Below are 21,299 nucleotides of genomic sequence, written 5' to 3'. Positions count from 1 at the left end.
CATTCGGCAAGCCCACGAGAAAAATCAGTCACTTACACAGCGACGACGGTTTGCCGTACAATAGCCGGTTTTGTTGAATCCGATCTTTACGGCCATGATTTATCCGACGACGTTCGACGTGATCGTAGTGGGTGGCGGCCACGCCGGCACCGAGGCGGCCCTTGCCGCCGCACGCATGGGCTGCGCCACACTGCTGCTGACCCACAACATCGAGACCTTGGGCCAGATGTCGTGCAATCCGTCGATCGGCGGCATCGGCAAGGGTCATCTGGTGAAGGAGGTCGATGCCCTGGGCGGCGCCATGGCACTGGCCACCGACCTGGGCGGCATCCAGTTCCGTACCCTCAATGCCAGCAAGGGCCCAGCCGTGCGGGCCACGCGTGCGCAGGCCGACCGCGTGCGCTACAAGGCGGCCATCCGCCACATGCTGGAAAACCAGCCCAACCTCATGCTGTTCCAGCAACAGGTGGACGACCTACTGATCGAAGGCGATCGCGTGGCCGGTGCCGTCACCACTATTGGCATCACCTTCCGCGCGCGCGCCGTGGTGCTGACCGCCGGCACCTTCCTCTCGGGTAAGATCCACGTCGGCCTGGAGAACTACACCGGCGGTCGCGCCGGCGACCCGGCGGCGGCCACGCTCGGCGCCCGGTTGCGCGAACTGGCCCTGCCAGTAGGGCGCCTGAAGACCGGCACGCCTCCGCGCATCGATGGCCGTACCATCGACTTCTCGGTGATGGAGATGCAGCCGGGGGACACGCCCGAGCCCGTATTTTCCTTCCGCGGATCGCGCACCATGCATCCGCAGCAGCTGCCGTGCTGGATCACCCACACCAATGCCCGCACGCACGAGATCATCCGCAGCGGCTTCGACCGCAGCCCGATGTTCACCGGTGTGATCGAGGGCGTGGGGCCGCGCTACTGCCCCAGCATCGAGGACAAGATCAACCGCTTTGCCGACAAGGAAAGCCACCAGATCTTCCTCGAGCCGGAGGGGCTGGATACGCACGAGTATTACCCTAACGGCATTTCTACCAGCCTACCCTTCGACATCCAGCTCGAGCTGGTGCGCAGCATGCGCGGCCTTGAAAACGCCCACATCCTGCGGCCAGGCTACGCGATCGAATACGATTACTTCGATCCGCGTGCGCTGAAGTCCACGCTCGAGACCAAGGCCATCGCCGGACTCTTCTTTGCCGGGCAGATCAACGGCACTACAGGCTACGAGGAGGCCGCCGCGCAGGGTCTGCTGGCCGGCCTGAACGCTGGTCTCTACACCCGTGACGAACCGGGCTGGTGCCCGGCGCGGGATGAGGCTTACCTGGGGGTGCTGGTGGACGACCTGATCACCAAGGGGGTCACCGAGCCTTATCGCATGTTCACCAGCCGCGCCGAGTTCCGGCTGCAGCTGCGCGAGGACAACGCCGACCTGCGCCTGACGGAAGCCGGCCGTCGCTTCGGCCTGGTGGGCGATACACAATGGGACGCCTTCTGCCGCAAGCGGGACGCGGTGGAGCGCGAGAAGGCCCGTCTGGCCGCCACCATCCTGCACCCGGCGCGGTTGCCGGACGGCGAGGCCGAGCGTGTACTGGGCCAGCCACTGGCCCGGGAATACCCCTTGGCCGACCTGCTCAAGCGGCCGGGCGTGTCGTATGCGCTGTTGATGACGCTGCCTGGTGCAGCAGGCGAAACGCTCGCACCCGAAGTTGCGGAGCAGGTGGAAATTCAGGTCAAATACCAAGGGTATATCGACCGCCAGAATGAGGAAGTGGCACGCCGCGACCATCTGGAAGACGTCCGACTGCCCGACGACATCGATTACAGCCTCGTCAAGGGCCTGTCGAAGGAAGTCCAGCAGAAACTCAACAGCCAGCGACCGGAAACGCTCGGTCAGGCCTCCCGCATCCAGGGCATCACGCCGGCTGCGGTGGCCCTCCTGACCGTCCATCTCAAGCGCGGCTTTGCCGGTGCCAAGAAGACCGCATGAACCATCATGAAGAACTGACGCAGGGCCTGGTGCAACTGGGCCTGCCACTTTCGGCCGACCAGCTTGCGCGGCTGGAAGCCTACCTTGCCCTGCTTGCAAAGTGGAACCAGACCTACAACCTGACCGCAGTGCGTGAGGAAAGCCGCATGGTCAGTTATCACCTGCTCGACAGCCTGACGCTGGTGCCGCACCTGGCCGGCATCCACCGCCTGCTGGATGTCGGGTCCGGTGGTGGCATGCCCGGCATTCCGGCGGCCATTGCCCGTCCCGACCTGCAGGTGGTGCTGCTGGACGCCAACCACAAGAAGACCACCTTCCTGCGGCAGGCCGTGATCGAACTGGGCCTGGCCAATGTCGAGGTCGTCACCGACCGTGTGGAGGCATACCAGCCAGCCGAGCGCTTCGACTGCATTACCAGCCGCGCCTTCTCCGAGCTGGCCGAGTTCGTGCGTCTCACACGGCATCTGTTGGCGCCGGGCGGGGCTTATCTAGCCATGAAGGGCGTCTACCCCTATGAGGAGATCGCGCTGCTGCCCAGTGATTTCCGTGCAGAGGAAGTCCTGCCCCTGAAGGTGCCCGGCCTGGACGCCGAGCGCCATCTGGTGCGCATGGTGGCCCAATGACCGCACGCATCCTTGCCGTGGCCAACCAGAAGGGCGGAGTGGGCAAAACCACCACCGCCGTCAACCTGGCGGCTGCGCTTGCCCAGCAGGGTCGCCGCGTGCTGCTGGTGGATCTGGACCCGCAGGCTAACTCCACCATGGGGTCCGGCGTGCGCAAAGGAGACTTGCCCGCATCGGTGTATCAAGTGCTGCTGGGGGATGCGGGTATCCCCGAGGCGCGCCAGCGCTCGGAAGAAGGGGGCTTCGACGTCCTGCCTGCCAACCGCAACTTGGCCGGGGCGGAGGTGGAGCTGGTGCACGAACTGGCGCGCGAGGCGCGCCTGAAGAATGCCTTGGCCGAAGTGGAGGCAGAGTACGATTACGTGCTGATCGACTGTCCCCCATCGCTGACGCTGCTGACCTTGAATGGCCTGGTGGCCGCCCAAGGTGTACTGATCCCCATGGTGTGCGAGTACTACGCCTTGGAAGGGTTGTCCGATCTCGTCAACACGCTGCGCAAGGTGCGTGTCGCCGTCAACCCCAGAATCGAGATCATCGGCCTTGTGCGCACCATGTTTGACGCGCGCAGCAACCTCTCGCAGCAGGTGGCCGAACAACTGGCGCGGCACTTCGGTGACAAGGTGTTCGAGACGGTGGTGCCCCGCAATGTAAGGTTGGCCGAAGCGCCCAGCCACGGATTGCCGGGCGTGGTGTACGATCCGGCCTCGCGCGGTGCCCAGGCCTATCAGGCCCTGGCCACGGAACTCCTGCAGCGCCTGGAGCCTGCCCCTTCTTCTAGCCAAGACCGACCATGAGCAAACGCAAAGGCCTTGGGCGCGGACTCGACGCCCTGTTTTCCGACGTTCCCTCTGCCGAAGACCGCCTGCAGACCCTGCCGGTAGCCAGCATCCGCCCCGGGCGTTACCAACCCCGGCAGGAAATCGACGAGGCCGCCCTTGAAGATCTGGCCGCATCCATTCGTGCTCAAGGGGTCATCCAGCCGGTCGTGGTGCGCGAGGTCGGTGTCAGCGAATACGAACTGATCGCCGGCGAGCGCCGCTGGCGTGCCAGTCAGCGTGCCGGGCTTGCCGATATTCCGGCAGTGGTGAAGGCCGTGCCGGACGAGGCCGTGCTGGCGATGGGGCTGATCGAGAATATCCAGCGTCAGGCCCTCAACCCCATCGAGGAGGCACGAGGGTTTCGCCGGTTGATCGAGGAGTTCGGTCTCACGCACGAAGCGGTGGCTGCAGCGGTCGGGCGTTCGCGCAGCGCGGTGAGTAACATGCTGCGTCTGCTGTCCCTGCCGGAGCCAGTGCAGGATTTGTTGCACGACGGGCAGTTGGAGATGGGGCACGCGCGAGCGCTGCTGTCCCTGCCTGTCATCGACCAGCTGGCGTTTGCCCGGCGGATCGTCGAAGAAGGCTGGTCGGTTCGGGAAGTGGAGCGCCGCATCAAGGGCGTGTCCGAGGGGGCTGCCCCGACGGTTGTGCGTCCGGCGCCTGTGCATACCGCCGATCCCGATGTCGCACGCCTGGCGGAGACCCTTTCCGAAGCCCTGGGGGCCCGGGTCGCCATCCGTGCCGGCAAGACCGGGCGAGGGCGCTTGACAATCGATTATTCCTCTCTCGAGGAGCTTGACGGTCTTCTGGAAAAACTGCTTGAAAAATCAATGCGCTGACAAGGGCGTTCCACCCTGCGGAAGAGGGGTTTTCAGGTTGACGCTCGCATCGGCGCCAGCCTATAATCGTGCGATTTTTTCACTCTGCTGGACATGATTAATCCGGAAGTTAGGGCTGTCCTGCGGTTGCAGTGGACGCTGACCGCAGTTGCCGTGCTTGCGGCGCTCGTGATCGGGCAGGGCGAGCTGCGCCACCCCGTGTCCGCGCTGATCGGCGGCCTCGCGGCGCTGGTGCCGGCTTGGGTCTATGCCCGCATCGCCTACCGCAAACGTCATGTCCCGCCCGCGGTGCTGATGAAAGCGCACTTTACCGCAGAGGCGGTGAAGTTCTGCCTGACATTGATCATGTTTAGTGCAGCGCTGCTGTTTTTCAAGGATTTGTCCGTAGCCGGGCTGATCGGTGGATTCCTTGCCGCCGTGTCCGGGTACTGGTTCGGGCTTCTAATCAGAAATTGAGAAAGACCAATGGCTAGCAACGCAACCGAGTACATCAAGCACCACCTGACCTTCTGGAACTCCGATCCATCTGCCGGGTTCTGGTCGTTCCACGTTGATACTTTCTCTGTCTCGCTGCTTCTGGGCTTCGTCTTTGCCGGCATCTTTGCCCTCGTGGCCCGCCGTGCACGACTGGAAAACCCGGGCCGCCTGCAGCTGTTCGTGGAAATGGTCGTCGATATGGTGGATACCCAGGTCAAGGAGATCTTCCACGGCAAGAGCAAGGTCATCGCCCCGCTGGCGCTGACGATCTTCTGCTGGATTTTCCTGATGAATGCGATGGACCTGCTGCCGGTGGATCTGCTGCCGTGGATTGCCCAGAACGTAGGTGCTGCACTTGGCCACGACCCGCATCACGTCTACCTGCGTGTGGTGCCTTCGGCCGACGTGAACGCCACCTTCGCCATGTCGCTGTCGGTGATGATCTGCATTATCGGCTTTTCGATCAGCGCCAAGGGCCTCGGCGGCTGGGGCAAGGAACTCCTCACCACGCCCTTCCACGCACATGGCACGGTGATGAAGGTCATCCTCGCACCCATCAACTTCGCCTTTCAGATGATCGAACTGCTGGCCAAGCCGATTTCGCTCTCGCTTCGTCTGTTCGGCAACATGTATTCGGGTGAGCTGATCTTCATCCTGATCGCGCTGCTGCCCTGGGGCTTCCAGTGGATTCTTGGTGCCCCGTGGGCCATCTTCCACATCCTGGTCATCACCCTGCAGGCCTTCGTATTCATGATGCTGACCATCGTGTACCTGAGCCTGGCGGTGGAAAGCCACTAAACCGATTTCAACCAAACCCTTTTACCAACCATCCTTGCATTAAGTCTTAGGAGATACCTCAATGGAAGCACTCGTTTCTCAGATCCAGTCGATGACCGTGCTGGCAGCCGCTATCATCATCGGCCTCGGCGCTATCGGTACCGCTCTGGGCTTCGCCATCCTGGGTGGCAAGTTCCTCGAGTCCTCCGCTCGCCAGCCCGAAATGATCCCGGTGCTGCAAACCAAGCTGTTCATCATCGCAGGTCTGCTGGACGCCATCTCCATGATCGGTGTCGGTGTAGCCATGCTCTACACCTTCAACAACCCGTTCCTGTCGGCTGCCGTTGCTGCTCTGAAAGCTGCTGCCTAATCCGTACGACCGGACGGTTGTTGTAGTCACCAAACTGGAGGAAAACAAGCGTGGAATTCAACGCGACACTACTGGGCCAGGCGATCACTTTCGCCATCCTGGTATGGTTCACCATGAAGTTTGTTTGGCCTCCGCTTACCAACATGATGGACGAGCGTGCCAAGCGTATCGCTGATGGCTTGGCCGCTGCAGAACGCGGCAAACAGGACCTCGAGGCTGCTGAAAAACGCGTTGCGGATGAACTTCGCACCGCCAAGCAGCAGGCTACCGAGATCATGCTCGCTGCCGAAAAGCGTGCCAGTCAGATCGTGGAAGAAGCCAAGGAAGCCGCCCGCACCGAAGGTGCCAAGCTTCTGGCCGATGCCAAGGGGCAGATCGATCAGGAAGTCCTCCGGGCCAAGGAAGCCCTGCGCGAGCAGGTTGCCGAACTGGCCGTGGTGGGCGCCGAGAAGATCCTGCGCCGTGAGATCGACGCTGCTAAACACGCTGATCTGTTAGCCTCCATCAAAGCGGAGTTGTAATTAACTCATGGCAGAACTCATTACCGTAGCAAGGCCCTACGCCGAAGCGGTATACAGCCTCGCCAAGGAACAGCAGGCTCTCGGCCAGTGGTCGGAAACGCTGTCCTGGCTGGCTGCCATGGTGAACAACCCGGATGTGGCCCAAATCGTTACCCATCCGAAACATACCGCACAAGAGGTTGAGGCGCTGATGCTGGACCTGCTTGGTGAGCGTGCCAGCGAGGGCGCCCGTCGCCTGATCGCAACCCTCATCGAAAACGGCCGCCTGCTCTTGCTGCCGGAAATTGCCAGCCAGTTTGAAATCCTGAAGTCGGAAGCGGAAGGCGCACTCGAAGCCGTGGTTGAAACCGCCTTCCCCCTGACCGAAGAACAGAAAACCGAACTCGCCGCCACGCTTTCCAAGAAGTATGGCAAGCAGGTACATCTTGATGTGCGTGACGACCCCGACCTTCTGGGCGGGGTGCGGGTTCTGCTTGGTGACGAAGTCATCGACGCTTCTGTTCGCGGCAAACTGCACGCAATGGCGGCAAGCCTCAAGAATTAGGAGAGATCATGCAGTTGAACCCCTCTGAAATCAGCGATCTGATCAAGGCCAAGATCCAGAACCTGGCTGAAGGCGCTGAAACCCGTACCAAAGGTACGGTGATTTCCGTGACCGACGGTATCGTTCGTATCCATGGCCTCGCAGACGTGATGCAGGGCGAGATGCTCGAATTCCCGGGCAACACCTTCGGTCTGGCGATGAACCTGGAGCGTGACTCCGTGGGCGCCGTTGTACTGGGCGAATACGAGCACATTTCCGAAGGCGACGAGGTGACCTGCACCGGGCGCATTCTGGAAGTCCCGGTTGGTCCGGAACTGGTCGGCCGCGTGGTCGATGCCCTCGGTCAGCCGATTGATGGCAAAGGCCCGATCAGCGCCAGTGCTTCCTCCCCGATCGAAAAGATCGCCCCGGGCGTGATTGCCCGGAAATCGGTGTCGCAGCCGCTTCAGACCGGCCTGAAGTCCATCGACTCGATGGTGCCGATCGGCCGTGGTCAGCGTGAGCTGATCATTGGCGACCGTCAGACCGGTAAGACCGCCGTCGCGCTGGATGCAATCATCAACCAGAAGGGCACCGGCGTTATTTGTATCTACGTCGCTATCGGCCAGAAAGCATCGTCGATCGCCAACGTGGTGCGCAAGCTGGAAGAGCACGGTGCGATGGGCCATACCATCGTCGTCGCCGCTTCCGCTTCCGAAGCCGCTGCCCTGCAGTTCATCGCCCCGTACTCCGGGTGCGCGATGGGCGAATACTTCCGCGACCGCGGCGAAGATGCGCTGATCGTTTACGATGATCTGTCCAAGCAGGCTGTTGCCTACCGTCAGATCTCGCTGCTGCTGCGTCGTCCGCCGGGCCGTGAAGCCTACCCTGGCGACGTGTTCTACCTGCACTCCCGCCTGCTTGAGCGTGCCGCGCGCATCAACGAGGAAGAAGTCGAGAAGCTGACCTCTGGCGAAGTGAAGGGCAAAACCGGTTCGCTGACCGCGCTGCCGATCATCGAGACCCAGGCTGGTGACGTGTCCGCCTTCGTGCCGACCAACGTGATCTCGATCACCGACGGCCAGATCTTCCTGGAAACCGACCTGTTCAACTCGGGTATCCGTCCGGCCATCAATGCCGGTATTTCGGTATCCCGTGTGGGCGGTGCGGCTCAGACCAAGGTGATCAAGAAGCTCGGCGGCGGTATTCGTCTTGCACTGGCCCAGTACCGTGAACTGGCTGCGTTCTCGCAGTTTGCCTCCGACCTCGACGAAGCCACCCGCAAGCAGCTGGCCCACGGCGAGATTGTGACCGAACTGATGAAGCAGAAGCAGTTTGCCACGCTGTCGACCTCCGAGATGACGCTGACCCTCTGGGCCGTCAACAAGGGTTACTACGAAGACGTACCGGTGAAGAAGGCCCTGGCTTTCGAAGCCGCCTTCATGGCGTTCATGCGTGCCAACCACGCTGATGTCCTGCAGGCCATCGATGCGTCCGGCGACCTTTCTGGCGATCACGAGAAGGTTCTGGTGCAGGCGATCGAATCGTTCAAAGCCGGCTACAGCTTCAACTGAGTCTTTCGGCCAACGTCAAGTTAAAGAAAGGTTCAGGATATGGCAGTCGGCAAAGAGATTCTCACCAAGATCCGAAGCGTGCAGAACACGCAGAAGATCACCCGCGCAATGCAGATGGTGGCGACCTCCAAGATGCGCAAAACGCAAGAGCGTATGCGCGCTGCCCGTCCTTATGCCGAGAAGATGCGTACCGTAATGGCGCACCTCGCTCAGGCTAATGCGGACTTGGAGCATCCCCTTCTCGCACGCCGCGACGTCATCAAGCGTGCCGGCATCATCCTGCTCACCTCCGACAAGGGTCTTTGTGGTGGCTTGAACGTGAACACGCTCAAGCGCTTCTTTGCCAAGGTCAAGGAACTGCAGGACGCCAACGTCGAAGTCGACGTGTGCTGCCTGGGGCAGAAAGGTCTGGCCGCTTGCCAGCGCGCACGCCTGAACGTCGTAGCCAGCGCGGTGCACCTGGGGGACACCCCCCGGATGGAAGCCCTGATTGGCCCGCTTACAGTGCTGATGAAGCAGTACGCCGATGGCGAACTGGACGCGGTCTACATCGTTTACTCCTCCTTCGTGAACACCATGAAGCAGGAGCCGGTCCTGGAACAGCTGCTGCCGCTGACTCCGGAGCACATGGTGGTAGAGCACAGCCACTCGTGGGATTACGTCTACGAGCCCGGTCCGCTCTCCGTCATGGAGTTCTTGGTCAAGCGTTATGTGGAATCGGTCGTATACCAGGCTCTGGCCGAGAACATGGCCTCGGAGCAGGCAGCGCGGATGGTGGCCATGAAGGCCGCTACCGACAACGCCGGTAACGCGATCAAACGCCTGCGTCTTGTGTACAACAAGTCGCGTCAGGCGGCGATTACCACGGAGCTGTCCGAAATCGTGGCCGGTGCCGCAGCGGTGTAAGCCGAGACGGACTGTAAAAGTTTATTGAGTTTAGGAACCGATAATGAGCCAAGGCAAAATCGTACAAATCATTGGCCCGGTTATCGACGTGGAGTTTCCGCGCGATGCCATGCCAAAGGTTTATGATGCCCTCAAGCTGGTCGATGCAGACCTGACGCTCGAAGTTCAGCAACTGCTGGGCGACGGCGTGGTCCGTACCATTGCAATGGGCAGCTCGGACGGCCTGAAGCGTGGCATGGATGTCAGCAATACCGGCGCACCGATCTCGGTCCCGGTCGGTGCTGCCACCCTCGGCCGCATCATGGACGTACTGGGCAACCCGGTGGACGAAGCTGGTCCGGTCGCAACCGACGCGCGCCGCTCCATCCACCAGCCCGCTCCGAAGTTCGACGAGCTGTCCTCGTCCACCGAGATCCTGGAAACCGGGATCAAGGTGATCGACCTGCTGTGCCCGTTTGCCAAGGGCGGTAAGGTCGGCCTGTTCGGCGGTGCCGGCGTGGGCAAGACCGTGAACATGATGGAACTCATCAACAACATCGCCAAGGCGCACTCGGGTCTGTCCGTGTTTGCCGGTGTCGGTGAACGTACCCGTGAAGGGAACGACTTCTATCACGAGATGAAAGAGTCGAACGTTCTGGACAAGGTGGCAATGGTATACGGCCAGATGAACGAACCGCCGGGCAACCGTCTGCGCGTGGCACTGACCGGCCTGACCATGGCCGAGTCGTTCCGTGACGAAAAAGACGCCAGCGGCAGGGGCCGTGACGTGCTGTTCTTCGTAGACAACATCTACCGTTACACCCTGGCCGGTACCGAAGTGTCCGCCCTGCTGGGTCGTATGCCTTCTGCAGTGGGCTACCAGCCGACGTTGGCCGAAGAGATGGGCCGTCTGCAGGAACGCATCACCTCGACCAAGGATGGTTCGATCACCTCGATCCAGGCCGTATACGTCCCCGCGGATGACCTGACCGACCCGTCCCCGGCCACCACCTTTGCTCACCTGGATGCAACCGTGGTACTGAGCCGTGACATCGCTTCGCTGGGTATCTACCCGGCCGTGGATCCGCTCGATTCCACTTCCCGCCAGCTCGATCCGCTGGTGGTAGGCGACGAGCACTACTCCGTGGCCCGTGGCGTTCAGTCGACCCTGCAGCGTTACAAGGAACTGCGCGACATTATCGCGATTCTGGGTATGGACGAACTGTCCGAGGAAGACAAGCTGGTCGTTTACCGTGCACGTAAGATCCAGCGCTTCCTGTCCCAGCCGTTCCATGTGGCTGAAGTGTTCACCGGTTCGCCCGGCAAGTACGTATCGCTCAAGGATACGATCAAGGGCTTCAAGGCCATCATCAGCGGCGAATACGACCACCTGCCGGAACAGGCGTTCTACATGGTGGGCGGTATCGAAGAAGCCGTCGAGAAGGCTAAGACCATCAGCTAAGGAGAGGTCTCATGGCCCTGATGCATGTGGAAGTGGTGAGCACCGAGCAGCAGATCTATTCCGGTGAGGCGTCGTTCCTGGTGGCGCCTGCGGAAGAGGGCGAAATCGGCGTTTACCCGCGTCACGTGCCGCTCCTGACCCGTATCAAGCCCGGTGTCCTGCGGCTGCAGGTACCGGGACAGCAGGGTGAAGTACTGGTGGCCGTGTCTGGCGGCATGATGGAAGTGCAGCCAACGCACATCACCGTACTCGCCGATACGGCTATCCGCGGCGAAGATCTTGACGAAGCCCGCGCCAACGAGGCCAAGCGTGCTGCAGAAAACGCACTGAAGCATGCTTCCGACGACCTTTCCACGGCAAAAGCCCACGCCGCCTTGGCGGTGGCGATTGCCGAACTGAAGGCGCTGGATTACCTCCGCAAGCGTGTGGACTGAAAACGGACTCCGGTTCGTGTACTATTCGAGGCTGCCCGATCGGGCAGCCTTTTTCTATGGTGTTAAGCCCTCATGACCGACCTTTCCATCGTTGTTCTCGCTGCCGGTAAAGGCAAGCGCATGTACTCCTCCTTGCCCAAGGTGCTGCATCCCATTGGCGGCCGCCCCATGCTGGCCCGGGTACTCGATACTGCCCGCACACTGTCCCCCTCCCGCCTGGTGGTGGTGTATGGCCATGGTGGCGAGGCGGTGCGTGCCGCTCTACCTGATGCGGACATCGTATGGGCAGAACAGGCCGAACAGCTTGGCACCGGGCATGCCTTAAAGATGGCATTACCGGCCTTGCCGGAGACTGGGCGCACCCTGGTGCTGTATGGGGATGTGCCGCTGATCGAGGCGAGCACGCTGGAAGCGCTGGTGGCTGCAGCCGGCGATGAGGTGGCGCTGCTGACCGACGTGCTGGACAACCCGACCGGGTATGGCCGCATTGTCCGGTCAGCTGACGGGGCCATTTCGGCGATCGTCGAGGACAAGGACTGTACACCGGACGAGCGTGCCATTCGCGAGATCAACACCGGCATGCTGGTGCTGCCCAGTGCGCGTCTGGCGGGCTGGTTGGCCGAACTGCGCAACGGCAACGCCCAGGGCGAATACTATCTGACCGATGTGGTGGCACTGGCCGTACGCGACGGTCTGACGGTGCATGGCGTACAGGTGCCCGCCTCTTGGCAGGCAGCCGGCGTTAACAACAAGGTACAGCTGGCTGAGCTGGAGCGCATCCTGCAGCAGAACCAGGCGCATGCGTTGCTGGAGGCTGGTGTCACCCTGGCCGACCCTGCCCGGATCGACATCCGTGGGCGCCTTGAGCATGGCCGGGACGTGAGCATCGATATCAACTGCGTGTTCGAAGGAGACGTCGTACTGGAGGAGGGCGTCAGCATCGGCGCCAACTGCGTGCTGAAGAACGTGCACGTGGCCGCCCATGCGCGCATCGCCCCTTTCTCCCACCTGGAAGGTGCAAAAGTCGGCCCGGCCTGTCGCATCGGCCCGTATGCCCGGCTGCGACCCGGGGCACAGTTGGCCGAAGGCGTGCACGTGGGTAACTTCGTCGAGATCAAGAAGAGCGAGATCGGGGCCGGCAGCAAGGTGAATCATCTGACCTACATCGGCGACGCCAGCATCGGGAGCCATGTGAACGTCGGTGCTGGCACCGTCACCTGCAACTATGACGGCGTGAATAAGTTCCGCACCCTTATCGGCGATGGCGTGTTTGTCGGTTCGGGCAGCATGCTCGTGGCGCCGGTCACACTCGAGGCCGGGGCCACCATTGCTGCGGGGTCGGTGATTACCAAGACCGCGCCTGCCGACGCCTTGACCGTGGCGCGTGCGCGCCAGACGTCCATCGTGGGCTGGAAGCGCCCGGTCAAGAAAAGTTAGGCGGGTCTTCTTCGTGCTCGGGCTCTGCCTTACAGCAGCTCATCAAGGTGACAGCTGTCTGGCTCCAGTTGATGAATGCGCGACACCCGCAAGGTGTGTCGCGCACCCCGGGCCTGATAGCCTTGCTATCACCCACACTGTGAAAGACTTTCCTTCACGCTTGGCTTGCGCCGGCAGCATCGCGGTAAAGCCCTCAGCCTCTCCTGTCCCATCCAGCAGCAGGTAGCGCTCCTTGGCAAGGTCGCAACGCATCATCGTCCATCCCTCGGCCCGCTTCTCTAGCGTTCCGATAAACATGTCCAAGGGTTCCGCCTGAGCCGACAACGCAAGGACAAGTAAGGAACACGCTGTCCATAGCCCTCTCTTCATGTCCTTCCTTTTCCGCGCCTCTGCGGTTTCATGTTTCTGCCGCGTCTGTACGGCCCTGGGTGGGGTAGCACCGGGCCGGGCCCCGCTATTGTAGGTGTGGTAACAGCCGGCACAGGGTCCACGCGGTCATGCTTGCCCCGATAGGAAGCGGCTGTTAAGATTTAACCTTTCGAAACGAAACAAATTAATGACGAAACGAAATACCCAGCAACGCCGTCATGCCATCGCCGCTCTGGTGCAGGAACAGGGCGAGGTCAGTGTGGAGGAGTTGACCCGTCGTTTCGACACCTCCGAAGTCACCATCCGCAAGGACCTGGCCCTACTGGAAACCGGTGGCCTGCTGCTGCGCCGTTATGGCGGCGCCGTGTGTCTGCCCACTGAGATGGTGGCGGAAGAGGACGCAGAGCAAATGTCGCTGCGCAAGCAGGCCATCGCCCGCGCGGCGGCAGCGCGCATCCGCGACCACAACCGCATCCTCATCGATAGTGGCACCACCACCCGCGCCATGATTCCGCTGCTGGGCAACAAGCGCGGCCTGGTGGTCATGACCAATTCGCTGAATGTAGCCGGTGCACTGCGCGAGCTGGAGAACGAGCCCACCCTGCTGATGACGGGGGGCACATGGGACCCACATTCCGAGTCGTTCCAAGGGCAAGTGGCCGAGCTGGTGCTGCGCTCCTACGATTTCGACCAGCTGTTTATCGGCGCGGACGGCATCGATCTGGAGCGCGGCACTACTACCTTCAACGAACTGGTGGGCCTGTCGCGCGTGATGGCCGAGGTGGCGCGCGAAGTCATCGTGATGGTCGAGTCGGAAAAGATCGGCCGTCGCATTCCCAATCTCGAGTTGCCTTGGGAAAGCATCCATACCCTGGTGACCGATGACGCCCTGTCCGGTGAGTACAGGGACCGAATTCTGGCCAAAGGCGTCACGCTGATCTGCGCGCCTTCGGCCAACCTCAATGCAAGGAGAAGATAATGTGCGGCATCGTCGGCGCCATCGCCAAACGCAATGTAGTACCGGTACTGGTGGAAGGCCTGAAGCGGCTGGAGTACCGCGGTTACGACTCGGCGGGCATCGCCGTGCTTACCGGCGACACCATTACCCGCGTACGCAGAGTAGGCCGTGTAGCCGAGATGGAACAGGCGGCCGTCGCTGCCGACCTGTCCGGCCAACTGGGCATCGGCCACACCCGCTGGGCGACGCACGGAGGTGTGACCGAAGACAACGCGCATCCGCATGTCTCCCACGGGCTGATCGCCGTAGTACATAACGGCATCATCGAAAACCACGAGGAGAAGCGGGCCGAGCTGAAGGCTGCCGGCTATGTTTTCACCTCCCAGACCGACACCGAAGTAATCGCGCATCTGGTACACCGTTACTATCTGCAGGAAGGCGACCTGCTCAAGGCGGTGCAACAGGCCACCCGCGAGCTGACCGGTGCCTACGCCATTGGGGTTCTTGCGCTGGATCGTCCGGATGAACTTGTCTGCGCGCGCATGGGCTGCCCGCTGCTGGTCGGTCTTGGCGAGGGCGAGAACTTCATCGCCTCGGATGTTTCTGCCATTCTGTCCGCGACGCGCCGTGTGATTTTCCTGGAAGAAGGAGACTTGGGGCGCCTGACACGCGAAAGCATCGTGCTTCTGGACAAGCATGGCCAACCAGCCGAGCGTGCGGTACATGTGTCGGACGTATCGCTCGCCTCGCTGGAACTGGGCCCGTACAGCCACTTCATGCAGAAGGAAATCCACGAGCAGCCCAAGGCCATTTCGGACACACTGGAGGCCATCCGTGACACCGGCTTTTCAGCCAGGCTGTTCGGGCCGGACGGGGAGCACATCCTGCCGCAGGTGCAGGGTGTCAAGATCCTTGCCTGCGGCACCAGCTACTATGCCGGCCTAACCGCCAAGTACTGGATCGAGAGCATTGCCGGCTTGCCGTGCGATGTCGAGATCGCCAGCGAGTACCGCTATCGTGCGGCATTTGCCAACCCCGAGCATCTGGTCGTGACCATCTCGCAATCGGGCGAGACGCTCGACACGATGGAAGCGCTGAAATACGCCCGCGAACTGGGGCACCGCTTTGCGCTCTCGATCTGCAACGTGCGCGAGAGTGCCATTCCTCGCGCCAGCGACCTGGTGTTCTACACCCGTGCCGGAGCCGAGATCGGCGTTGCCTCCACCAAGGCCTTCACCACCCAGCTGGTGGCGCTCTTTGCGCTCGCCGCCACACTCGGCCGTCTGCGCGGCAAGGTTTCGCCGGCCGATGAGGCGCGTTATCTGGACGAACTCCTGCATCTGCCGGGCAGCGTACAGCACGTGCTCAACCTGGAGCCGCAGATCAAGGCCTGGGCCGACCGTTTTGCCGCGAAGAGCAATGCGCTGTTCCTCGGCCGTGGCCTGCATTATCCGATTGCTCTGGAGGGCGCGCTCAAGCTCAAGGAAATCTCGTACATCCATGCCGAGGCGTATCCGGCAGGCGAACTCAAGCACGGTCCGCTGGCGCTGGTGGACAACACCATTCCGGTGGTGGTGATCGCACCGAACGATGCACTGCTTGAAAAGGTGAAGTCCAACATGCAGGAAGTGAGCGCCCGGGGCGGCGAGCTCTTCGTGTTTGCCGATGCCGACAGCCACTTCAGCGAGTCCGACGGCGTGCATGTCATCCGTACCCCGCGCCATGTGGGTGTGCTCTCGCCTGTGGTGCATGCGATCCCAGTACAGATCCTCGCCTACCACGCGGCCTTGGCACGTGGCACCGACGTTGACAAACCACGGAATCTGGCCAAAGCGGTGACGGTGGAATAACCGCGCAGTAGTCTTAAGTCCGCTGTTTACGAGCAATAAAGTTGAATCGTAAACAATAAAATTTCATCACAGACAATAAAGTTTGATTGCAGCCCGGTAAGCATGCCTTGCCGGGCTGTTTGCATTTAGCGGTGGCATTTAATGTCTCGCCTCGGCCAGATAGCGGGGTGCTGGAGCAATCGTGTATTGTCAGAAATGAGCGTCTATAGACGAATGAATGAGCAATAGGATGCGGTTGTTTCTTGATACTGAGTACACAGGGAACCATGTTGGCAGCCCTCTGCTGATTTCGCTGGCCTTGGTTGCAGAGGATGGCAGCAGGGGGTGGTATGCGGAATTGGCCGACGGTTGGACAGAGCAAGATTGTTCCCCCTTCGTCAAACGAGAGGTTTTGCCACTTCTGCAGGAATCCCGCCTCAGGTGGGTAGAGGCCCGAGAGTCTCTTCGTCAATGGATGGCCGCGGCGCCGCGTAACTGTATCGTGGCTTGCGATGCAGAAAGAGATTTTCAGTTCTTGTTGGCCCTCCTTGGTGACCACCCCCCCAACCTTGCTTCGCAGCGTCTGGACCTAGCGCCATTGATCGACACTGGGACGTATCACCATGCTGTTGAGAAGTATCACGCTCGACCTGAGCATCCTTGGCATCACGCTTTGCATGATGCGCGGTCCTATCGTTTAGCTTGGCTTGCCTCTCAAGTTGGCATTCATAAGCAAAATCGATAAAACACCATGGCTATCCATTGTCATACAGTGAAGGTGAGGTTTATGATCACCCATAGTCATTGGGGATATTTATGGCAAAGCGGCGGTACGACTTTGATGAGCCAAAGATTCAGCGTTACCTTGCCGAAGGCCGTGGCGCGGGCCAATTTGTCTCTTACCAACCCTGGCTGACTGTTCACGATGTTCCCTCTTCTGGCCGCGTCAGTCGTATTCAAGGCTGGCATACCGGTCGGATCCATCATCTGCTCTCCGACGGCGAAACCGGACTGTTCCTGATGCTCGATTGGGAAGACTGCGTTGCGGATATTCGTGAGCAGTTTCCACTTGATCGAGACGTTACTCGGCAGATTGCTGTCGAGATCGGCGTACCTCATCCGCGAGATAACCATACCCAGACCGACTTGGTGATGACGACCGATTTTCTGGTAGATGTGGTCATCGATGGCAAGACCCATCTTCTGGCTCGGACCTTCAAACGGGTTGAGGATCTGGACGATGAGCGCACGATCGCCAAGTTTGAGATCGAGCGCCGCTATTGGACCAGAAAGGGTGTCGATTGGGGCATCGTGACCGATGCTGAATTGTCGGCAGAGCGTATTCAGAACCTGCACTGGCTACATTCGATGCGCTCGCTGGACGGAACGCAGGTGCCTTATGACGGCTATTGGGACGATCGTATCGACACGTTCTGCACCCACCTCGCCGCGGCCGGTGAGATGAGCATCAAGGGCTATTGCCGCTGGCTGGAGCAAACCCTGGGATTCCAATCTGGCGAGGGGCTTACAGTCATCCGCTATCTGCTGGCGAACAAGCGCTTATTCATGAATCTGGATCGAAAGTTCGATCCGTTGGACAAGATGACTTCGCTTGAACTGGTGCAGTCGGTGCAACCGGATCTTCCCAGGAGCGCCTGATGTTGCTGGTCAATGACATCGTCACCTATCCTTTGCCGGAAGGCCCATCCGAACTCAGGGTCTTGTGGATTCATCCTGCTCAGACCATTGCCTACCTGATCGATATCCATGCAGCCGCGGCGATGCCCGTTCTACGCGAATATCCGGTGCTGCTCGCCGACCTGGCAGAACATCGCGCCCAACTTCTGGCAGAGGATCCTTTCCATTCTCAGATGATGGTGCCGCGCAGCGACAAGCAGAAAGCGGTTCGAGATAAAGCCTGGCAGATTATTCAACCGCTTGTTGAGCACACCCCAGCCATTTTTGATTCACAGAAACGCGGGCGGTTGATTCGATCTATGTTGAGCCAGGGTGCTCCCGCCCACAGCACACTCTATGGATACCTGCGCCGCTATTGGCAACGAGGCCAAATACCCAATGCCCTACTGCCCGATTATCTGAATTCCGGCGCCAAGGGAATGCCGCGCAAGGCAGGCGCAAAGAAACTGGGTCGCCCGCGCAAATATGGTGAGGAACCAGGCCGAAACCGCGTCGCGGAGGACGAAGCGATTTTTCGGATCGCGTTGCAGCGCAGCTATATCAAGAACAAGCGCTTCACGATCACGTCCACTTACCACGAGATGCTGAAGGAGTTTTATTTCTCCAAGGTGATCGATCCCGAGACCGGCTTGGTGACGCATGTCGACGATACGCCTGACGGCGTGCCGACACTGCGGCAGTTCAGCTATTGGCTGGACAGCCAGGGGCGCGAGCAGATTGAAAAGAAGCGCAGGACGCCTCGGGTGTACGACAAGGATATGCGCGGGCTGATCGGGACGTCTGCGGCAGAGGTGATGGGACCGGCTTCACGATACCAGATCGACGCCACTTTGGCCGACGTCTATTTGCTGTCACGTGCCAATCGACGCCGCATCATCGGACGGCCGGTACTCTATGTCGTCATCGACGTATTTAGCCGCATGATCGTCGGTATCTACGTGGGGCTGGAGGGGCCGTCCTGGATCGGGGCGATGCTAGCGCTGGCCAATACGGCCGGCGACAAGGTGGCGTTCTGCAAGCGCTTCAACATCGACATCGAAGAGGCCGACTGGCCCTGTCATTTCCTGCCCGGGATTTTGCTGGGTGACCGAGGCGAGATCGAAGCGCGCCATATCGAGAATCTGATCAACAACTTTAACGTTCTGGTCGAGAATACAGCGCCGTTCCGCGCAGATTGGAAGGGCATCGTCGAACAGCGTTTTCGACTGTTGCCGGCCAAGTTCAAGGCCTATACCCCTGGCTATATCGAAACCGATTTTCGGGCGCGCGGCGGGCGGGATTACCGGCTGGATGCGACGCTGGATATCGACCAGTTCACGCAGGTGATCATCGAATGCGTGCTGTACTACAACAACTCGCATGCGCTGACCAGCTATGACCGTTCGTCGCAGATGGTTCGCGATGAGGTGCCGCCGATTCCGATCGATCTGTGGGAATGGGGCATTGCCAATTGCAGTGGCGCATTGCGGCGTTGGCCAGAAAAACGTGTGCGTTTCAGCCTGTTGCCGACCGCCTCCGCGACGGTCACAACCTTCGGGCTCAAATTCCAGGGTCGCTACTATAGCTGTGCCAAAGCGATCGAATCACACTGGTTTGACGCCGCCCGCCAGCGCGGCCGCTGGAACGTCGATATCTCCTACGATCCCATTTCCACCGACATGATCTACCTGCACGACGCGGAAGCCGCCAATGGCTACCAAGAGTGTTTTTTGACCGACCGCAGCCGGGCAGATCAGGGAATGTCGGTGTGGGAGAGTGACCTGCGACAGGTTGAGGAGAGTAAACAGATACAGGCGGCGCGGCCACGCCAAACGCTGTCCTCCGCCGACTTGGCGTCGCGCATCGAGGCCATTGTCGCGGATGCGGATGCCAAGAAGCCTGAAACGACTGAGTCCAACCAGGAGCGTACCGCGAAGGTGCGTGAGAACCGGGCAGCTGAGAAACACGCCGCACGTCAATCTGAGCGGTTCCTACCTCCTACCACGCCGGCAGAGACGCCCGCCAAGGTAATCCCCTTGCGCACGAATGTCCCGGATGATCTGTCCTCTCCTGGTATCACCGAGATTCTCAGCAGCCTGAAACCCGAAAGGGATGCCGATGACTGAGGTCCAAGACTCGCTCTGGCTTCCCGAATACCGGGATAACCCCTTTATTGCGCGGCTGCCGTCGATCTTGTCGACAGCGGACAGCGTGCAAGCATTGGGCGTGCCGGCTATCCACGAGGATGCCGAACGGAATTACCCAGATCATATTCGTGCGCATTGTCTGTTGCGGTTGAAACGGTTTTTCGAGCCGCTCGAACAGCATCTGGCTCTTGAGCAGCATTTTGCGATGCTGCTACGGCAGGGATATGTTGGGAGAAATCCCGCAAATGGGGATTATATACGCCATCTGCAGAATAACTACGAACGCATCGAACAGCAGGATTTGACGGCCAGTCGCCACCAGGTTGGCAACACCGCGGCGAGTTTCGCCTTAGTTGGCTGCTCGGGCGTCGGCAAAACCAAATCTATGGAGCGGGTGCTGTCGCTGTACGATCAGGTGATCTATCACCGCGAGCCATTCAGTCTGCATCAGATTGTCTGGCTGAAGCTCGAGTGCCCTTCCAGGGGATCACATAAGGACCTGTGCATCAGTTTCTTTGCTGAAGTCGATCGGCTGCTGGGGACCAACTATCTGGCGAAGTATGGCCGGTCTGGCACGGCCGCCGGCGCGATGGTGGTGCATATGGCCCAGATTGCCAGTTTGCATGCAATCGGCGTGCTGGTGATCGACGAGATCCAGAACATCCAGGAAAACAGCGGGACGACATCGCAAGACTTGATGGCTTTCCTGGTACGGATGGTCAACTTGGTGGCGATCCCCATGATTTTCATCGGCACGTTGAGTGCCTTGCCCCTGCTGCAGAAGGATTTCCGGCAGGCGCGCCGTGCAAGTGGCTTGGGCTCCATGGTCTGGGAGCGTATGCCGAAAAATGCCAGCTGGGACCATTTTATCCAGCACATGTGGCAATTGCAGTGGACCCGGGAATATTCCCCGCTTGACGACGAAATCCGGACGGCACTCTATGAGGAAAGCCAGGGGATCGTCGACGTGGTCATCAATCTGTACATGTTGACGCAGAAGTATGCGATTCAGATGCGGGCTGTGCGAAATCGGCCTGAGCGGATTGATGCACAGCTGATTCGGTATGTCGCCAGAGAGAACTTCAAGATCATTGCGCCGATGATTGCTGCGCTGAAATCCGGCAACCTCAAGGCGTTAAGTCAGTTCGATGATTTACTGCCGCTCCATGAACATGTTCAGCGGCTGTTCGATACCTGGACGCTGCAATCCACGCAAAGCGAATCGACCATATCGGCCCGTGTACTGGTGCGAAAGCCGGATGACACGCGCGACAAAGTGGTTGAGGTGCTGGTCAATCTGGGTATGGAGTCTGCAATTGCCGGGCAATTCGTCAGCGATGCATTGGCCGCACACCCCAATGCCGATCCGAAGGAACTGATCGGTCGCATCCTGAGTAATCATCAAGCACCGGTGCCGAACAAAGCCAAACCGACACGCCGGCAGGGTAAGCCAAAAAAAGACACTGTACTTGAAGACGACGATTTGAGGTTCATTACGAAGGAGGGGCGTCAGCAAGGATTGCGTGCCTATGAGGCGCTGAGGGTGCGCGGAGTGATCAAATCACCGTTAGCGGATTTCGCGGCATAAAGGA

The 21,299-nt window shown here is 60.3% G+C and carries 19 protein-coding genes; all 19 read left to right on the top strand.

Annotated elements, in window-relative coordinates; translation table 11 throughout:
* The first annotated feature begins 94 nt into the window (after positions 1-94).
* The gene (mnmG, locus tag EV669_RS07820) at positions 95-1,987 is read left to right on the top strand and encodes a tRNA uridine-5-carboxymethylaminomethyl(34) synthesis enzyme MnmG (RefSeq protein WP_055433334.1); all 1,893 of its coding nucleotides are present in this window, start codon (positions 95-97) and stop codon (positions 1,985-1,987) included.
* A complete protein-coding gene (gene rsmG / locus EV669_RS07815) occupies positions 1,984-2,610 on the top strand; it encodes a 16S rRNA (guanine(527)-N(7))-methyltransferase RsmG (RefSeq protein WP_132098336.1) in 627 nt (208 codons plus the stop codon). Before mnmG ends, rsmG begins: the two co-directional genes overlap by 4 nt.
* Positions 2,607-3,404: a ParA family protein gene (locus EV669_RS07810; protein ID WP_132098335.1), complete on the top strand. Its 798-nt coding sequence runs from the start codon at positions 2,607-2,609 to the stop codon at positions 3,402-3,404. Before rsmG ends, EV669_RS07810 begins: the two co-directional genes overlap by 4 nt.
* Positions 3,401-4,267, top strand: a complete 867-nt coding sequence (locus EV669_RS07805) for a ParB/RepB/Spo0J family partition protein (protein WP_054287243.1) — start codon at positions 3,401-3,403, stop codon at positions 4,265-4,267. The genes EV669_RS07810 and EV669_RS07805 overlap by 4 nt, the downstream gene beginning before the upstream one ends.
* A 93-nt stretch (positions 4,268-4,360) precedes the next feature.
* Positions 4,361-4,723 (top strand): ATP synthase subunit I, encoded by a 363-nt coding sequence (locus EV669_RS07800; RefSeq protein WP_055433331.1) that lies wholly within the window; start codon positions 4,361-4,363, stop codon positions 4,721-4,723.
* Positions 4,724-4,732: 9 nt separating this feature from the next.
* Positions 4,733-5,542, top strand: coding sequence for a F0F1 ATP synthase subunit A (atpB, locus tag EV669_RS07795; RefSeq protein ID WP_132098334.1), 810 nt, complete (start codon positions 4,733-4,735; stop codon positions 5,540-5,542).
* Between the two features lie 61 nt (positions 5,543-5,603).
* The gene (gene atpE, locus EV669_RS07790; RefSeq protein WP_054287240.1) at positions 5,604-5,891 is read left to right on the top strand and encodes a F0F1 ATP synthase subunit C; all 288 of its coding nucleotides are present in this window, start codon (positions 5,604-5,606) and stop codon (positions 5,889-5,891) included.
* A gap of 50 nt (positions 5,892-5,941) precedes the next feature.
* Positions 5,942-6,412, top strand: a complete 471-nt coding sequence (locus EV669_RS07785; RefSeq protein WP_054287239.1) for a F0F1 ATP synthase subunit B — start codon at positions 5,942-5,944, stop codon at positions 6,410-6,412.
* Positions 6,413-6,419: 7 nt separating this feature from the next.
* Complete coding sequence (locus EV669_RS07780; protein WP_054287238.1) at positions 6,420-6,956, top strand: F0F1 ATP synthase subunit delta; 537 nt, start codon at positions 6,420-6,422, stop codon at positions 6,954-6,956.
* Between the two features lie 8 nt (positions 6,957-6,964).
* A complete protein-coding gene (gene atpA / locus EV669_RS07775) occupies positions 6,965-8,509 on the top strand; it encodes a F0F1 ATP synthase subunit alpha (RefSeq protein ID WP_054287237.1) in 1,545 nt (514 codons plus the stop codon).
* A 39-nt stretch (positions 8,510-8,548) separates the two neighbouring features.
* Complete coding sequence (gene atpG, locus EV669_RS07770) at positions 8,549-9,415, top strand: F0F1 ATP synthase subunit gamma (RefSeq protein ID WP_132098333.1); 867 nt, start codon at positions 8,549-8,551, stop codon at positions 9,413-9,415.
* A 43-nt stretch (positions 9,416-9,458) separates the two neighbouring features.
* Complete coding sequence (gene atpD / locus EV669_RS07765; RefSeq protein ID WP_054287235.1) at positions 9,459-10,856, top strand: F0F1 ATP synthase subunit beta; 1,398 nt, start codon at positions 9,459-9,461, stop codon at positions 10,854-10,856.
* An 11-nt stretch (positions 10,857-10,867) separates the two neighbouring features.
* Positions 10,868-11,290: a F0F1 ATP synthase subunit epsilon gene (locus EV669_RS07760; RefSeq protein ID WP_132098332.1), complete on the top strand. Its 423-nt coding sequence runs from the start codon at positions 10,868-10,870 to the stop codon at positions 11,288-11,290.
* A gap of 72 nt (positions 11,291-11,362) precedes the next feature.
* Entirely contained in the window at positions 11,363-12,727 is a 1,365-nt protein-coding gene (gene glmU / locus EV669_RS07755; RefSeq protein ID WP_132098331.1) for a bifunctional UDP-N-acetylglucosamine diphosphorylase/glucosamine-1-phosphate N-acetyltransferase GlmU, read from the top strand.
* A gap of 556 nt (positions 12,728-13,283) precedes the next feature.
* Positions 13,284-14,075 (top strand): DeoR/GlpR family DNA-binding transcription regulator, encoded by a 792-nt coding sequence (locus EV669_RS07750; protein WP_132098330.1) that lies wholly within the window; start codon positions 13,284-13,286, stop codon positions 14,073-14,075.
* Positions 14,075-15,904 carry a glutamine--fructose-6-phosphate transaminase (isomerizing) gene (gene glmS, locus EV669_RS07745; RefSeq protein ID WP_132098329.1) on the top strand — a complete coding sequence of 610 codons (1,830 nt, stop codon included), beginning with the start codon at positions 14,075-14,077 and terminating at the stop codon, positions 15,902-15,904. The genes EV669_RS07750 and glmS overlap by 1 nt, the downstream gene beginning before the upstream one ends.
* Positions 15,905-16,699: 795 nt before the next feature.
* Positions 16,700-17,542, top strand: a complete 843-nt coding sequence (locus EV669_RS07740; protein WP_132098328.1) for a TnsA endonuclease N-terminal domain-containing protein — start codon at positions 16,700-16,702, stop codon at positions 17,540-17,542.
* Positions 17,542-19,686 (top strand): DDE-type integrase/transposase/recombinase, encoded by a 2,145-nt coding sequence (locus EV669_RS07735; protein ID WP_132098327.1) that lies wholly within the window; start codon positions 17,542-17,544, stop codon positions 19,684-19,686. Before EV669_RS07740 ends, EV669_RS07735 begins: the two co-directional genes overlap by 1 nt.
* Positions 19,679-21,295 carry an ATP-binding protein gene (locus EV669_RS07730; protein WP_132098326.1) on the top strand — a complete coding sequence of 539 codons (1,617 nt, stop codon included), beginning with the start codon at positions 19,679-19,681 and terminating at the stop codon, positions 21,293-21,295. Before EV669_RS07735 ends, EV669_RS07730 begins: the two co-directional genes overlap by 8 nt.
* Positions 21,296-21,299 lie beyond the last annotated feature (4 nt).

Source organism: Gulbenkiania mobilis (genome assembly GCA_004346645.1).
GTDB classification, from domain to species: domain Bacteria; phylum Pseudomonadota; class Gammaproteobacteria; order Burkholderiales; family Chromobacteriaceae; genus Gulbenkiania; species Gulbenkiania mobilis.
Note: the sequence above shows the minus strand (reverse complement) of the source record. Positions and strands in the feature narration are given on the sequence as shown.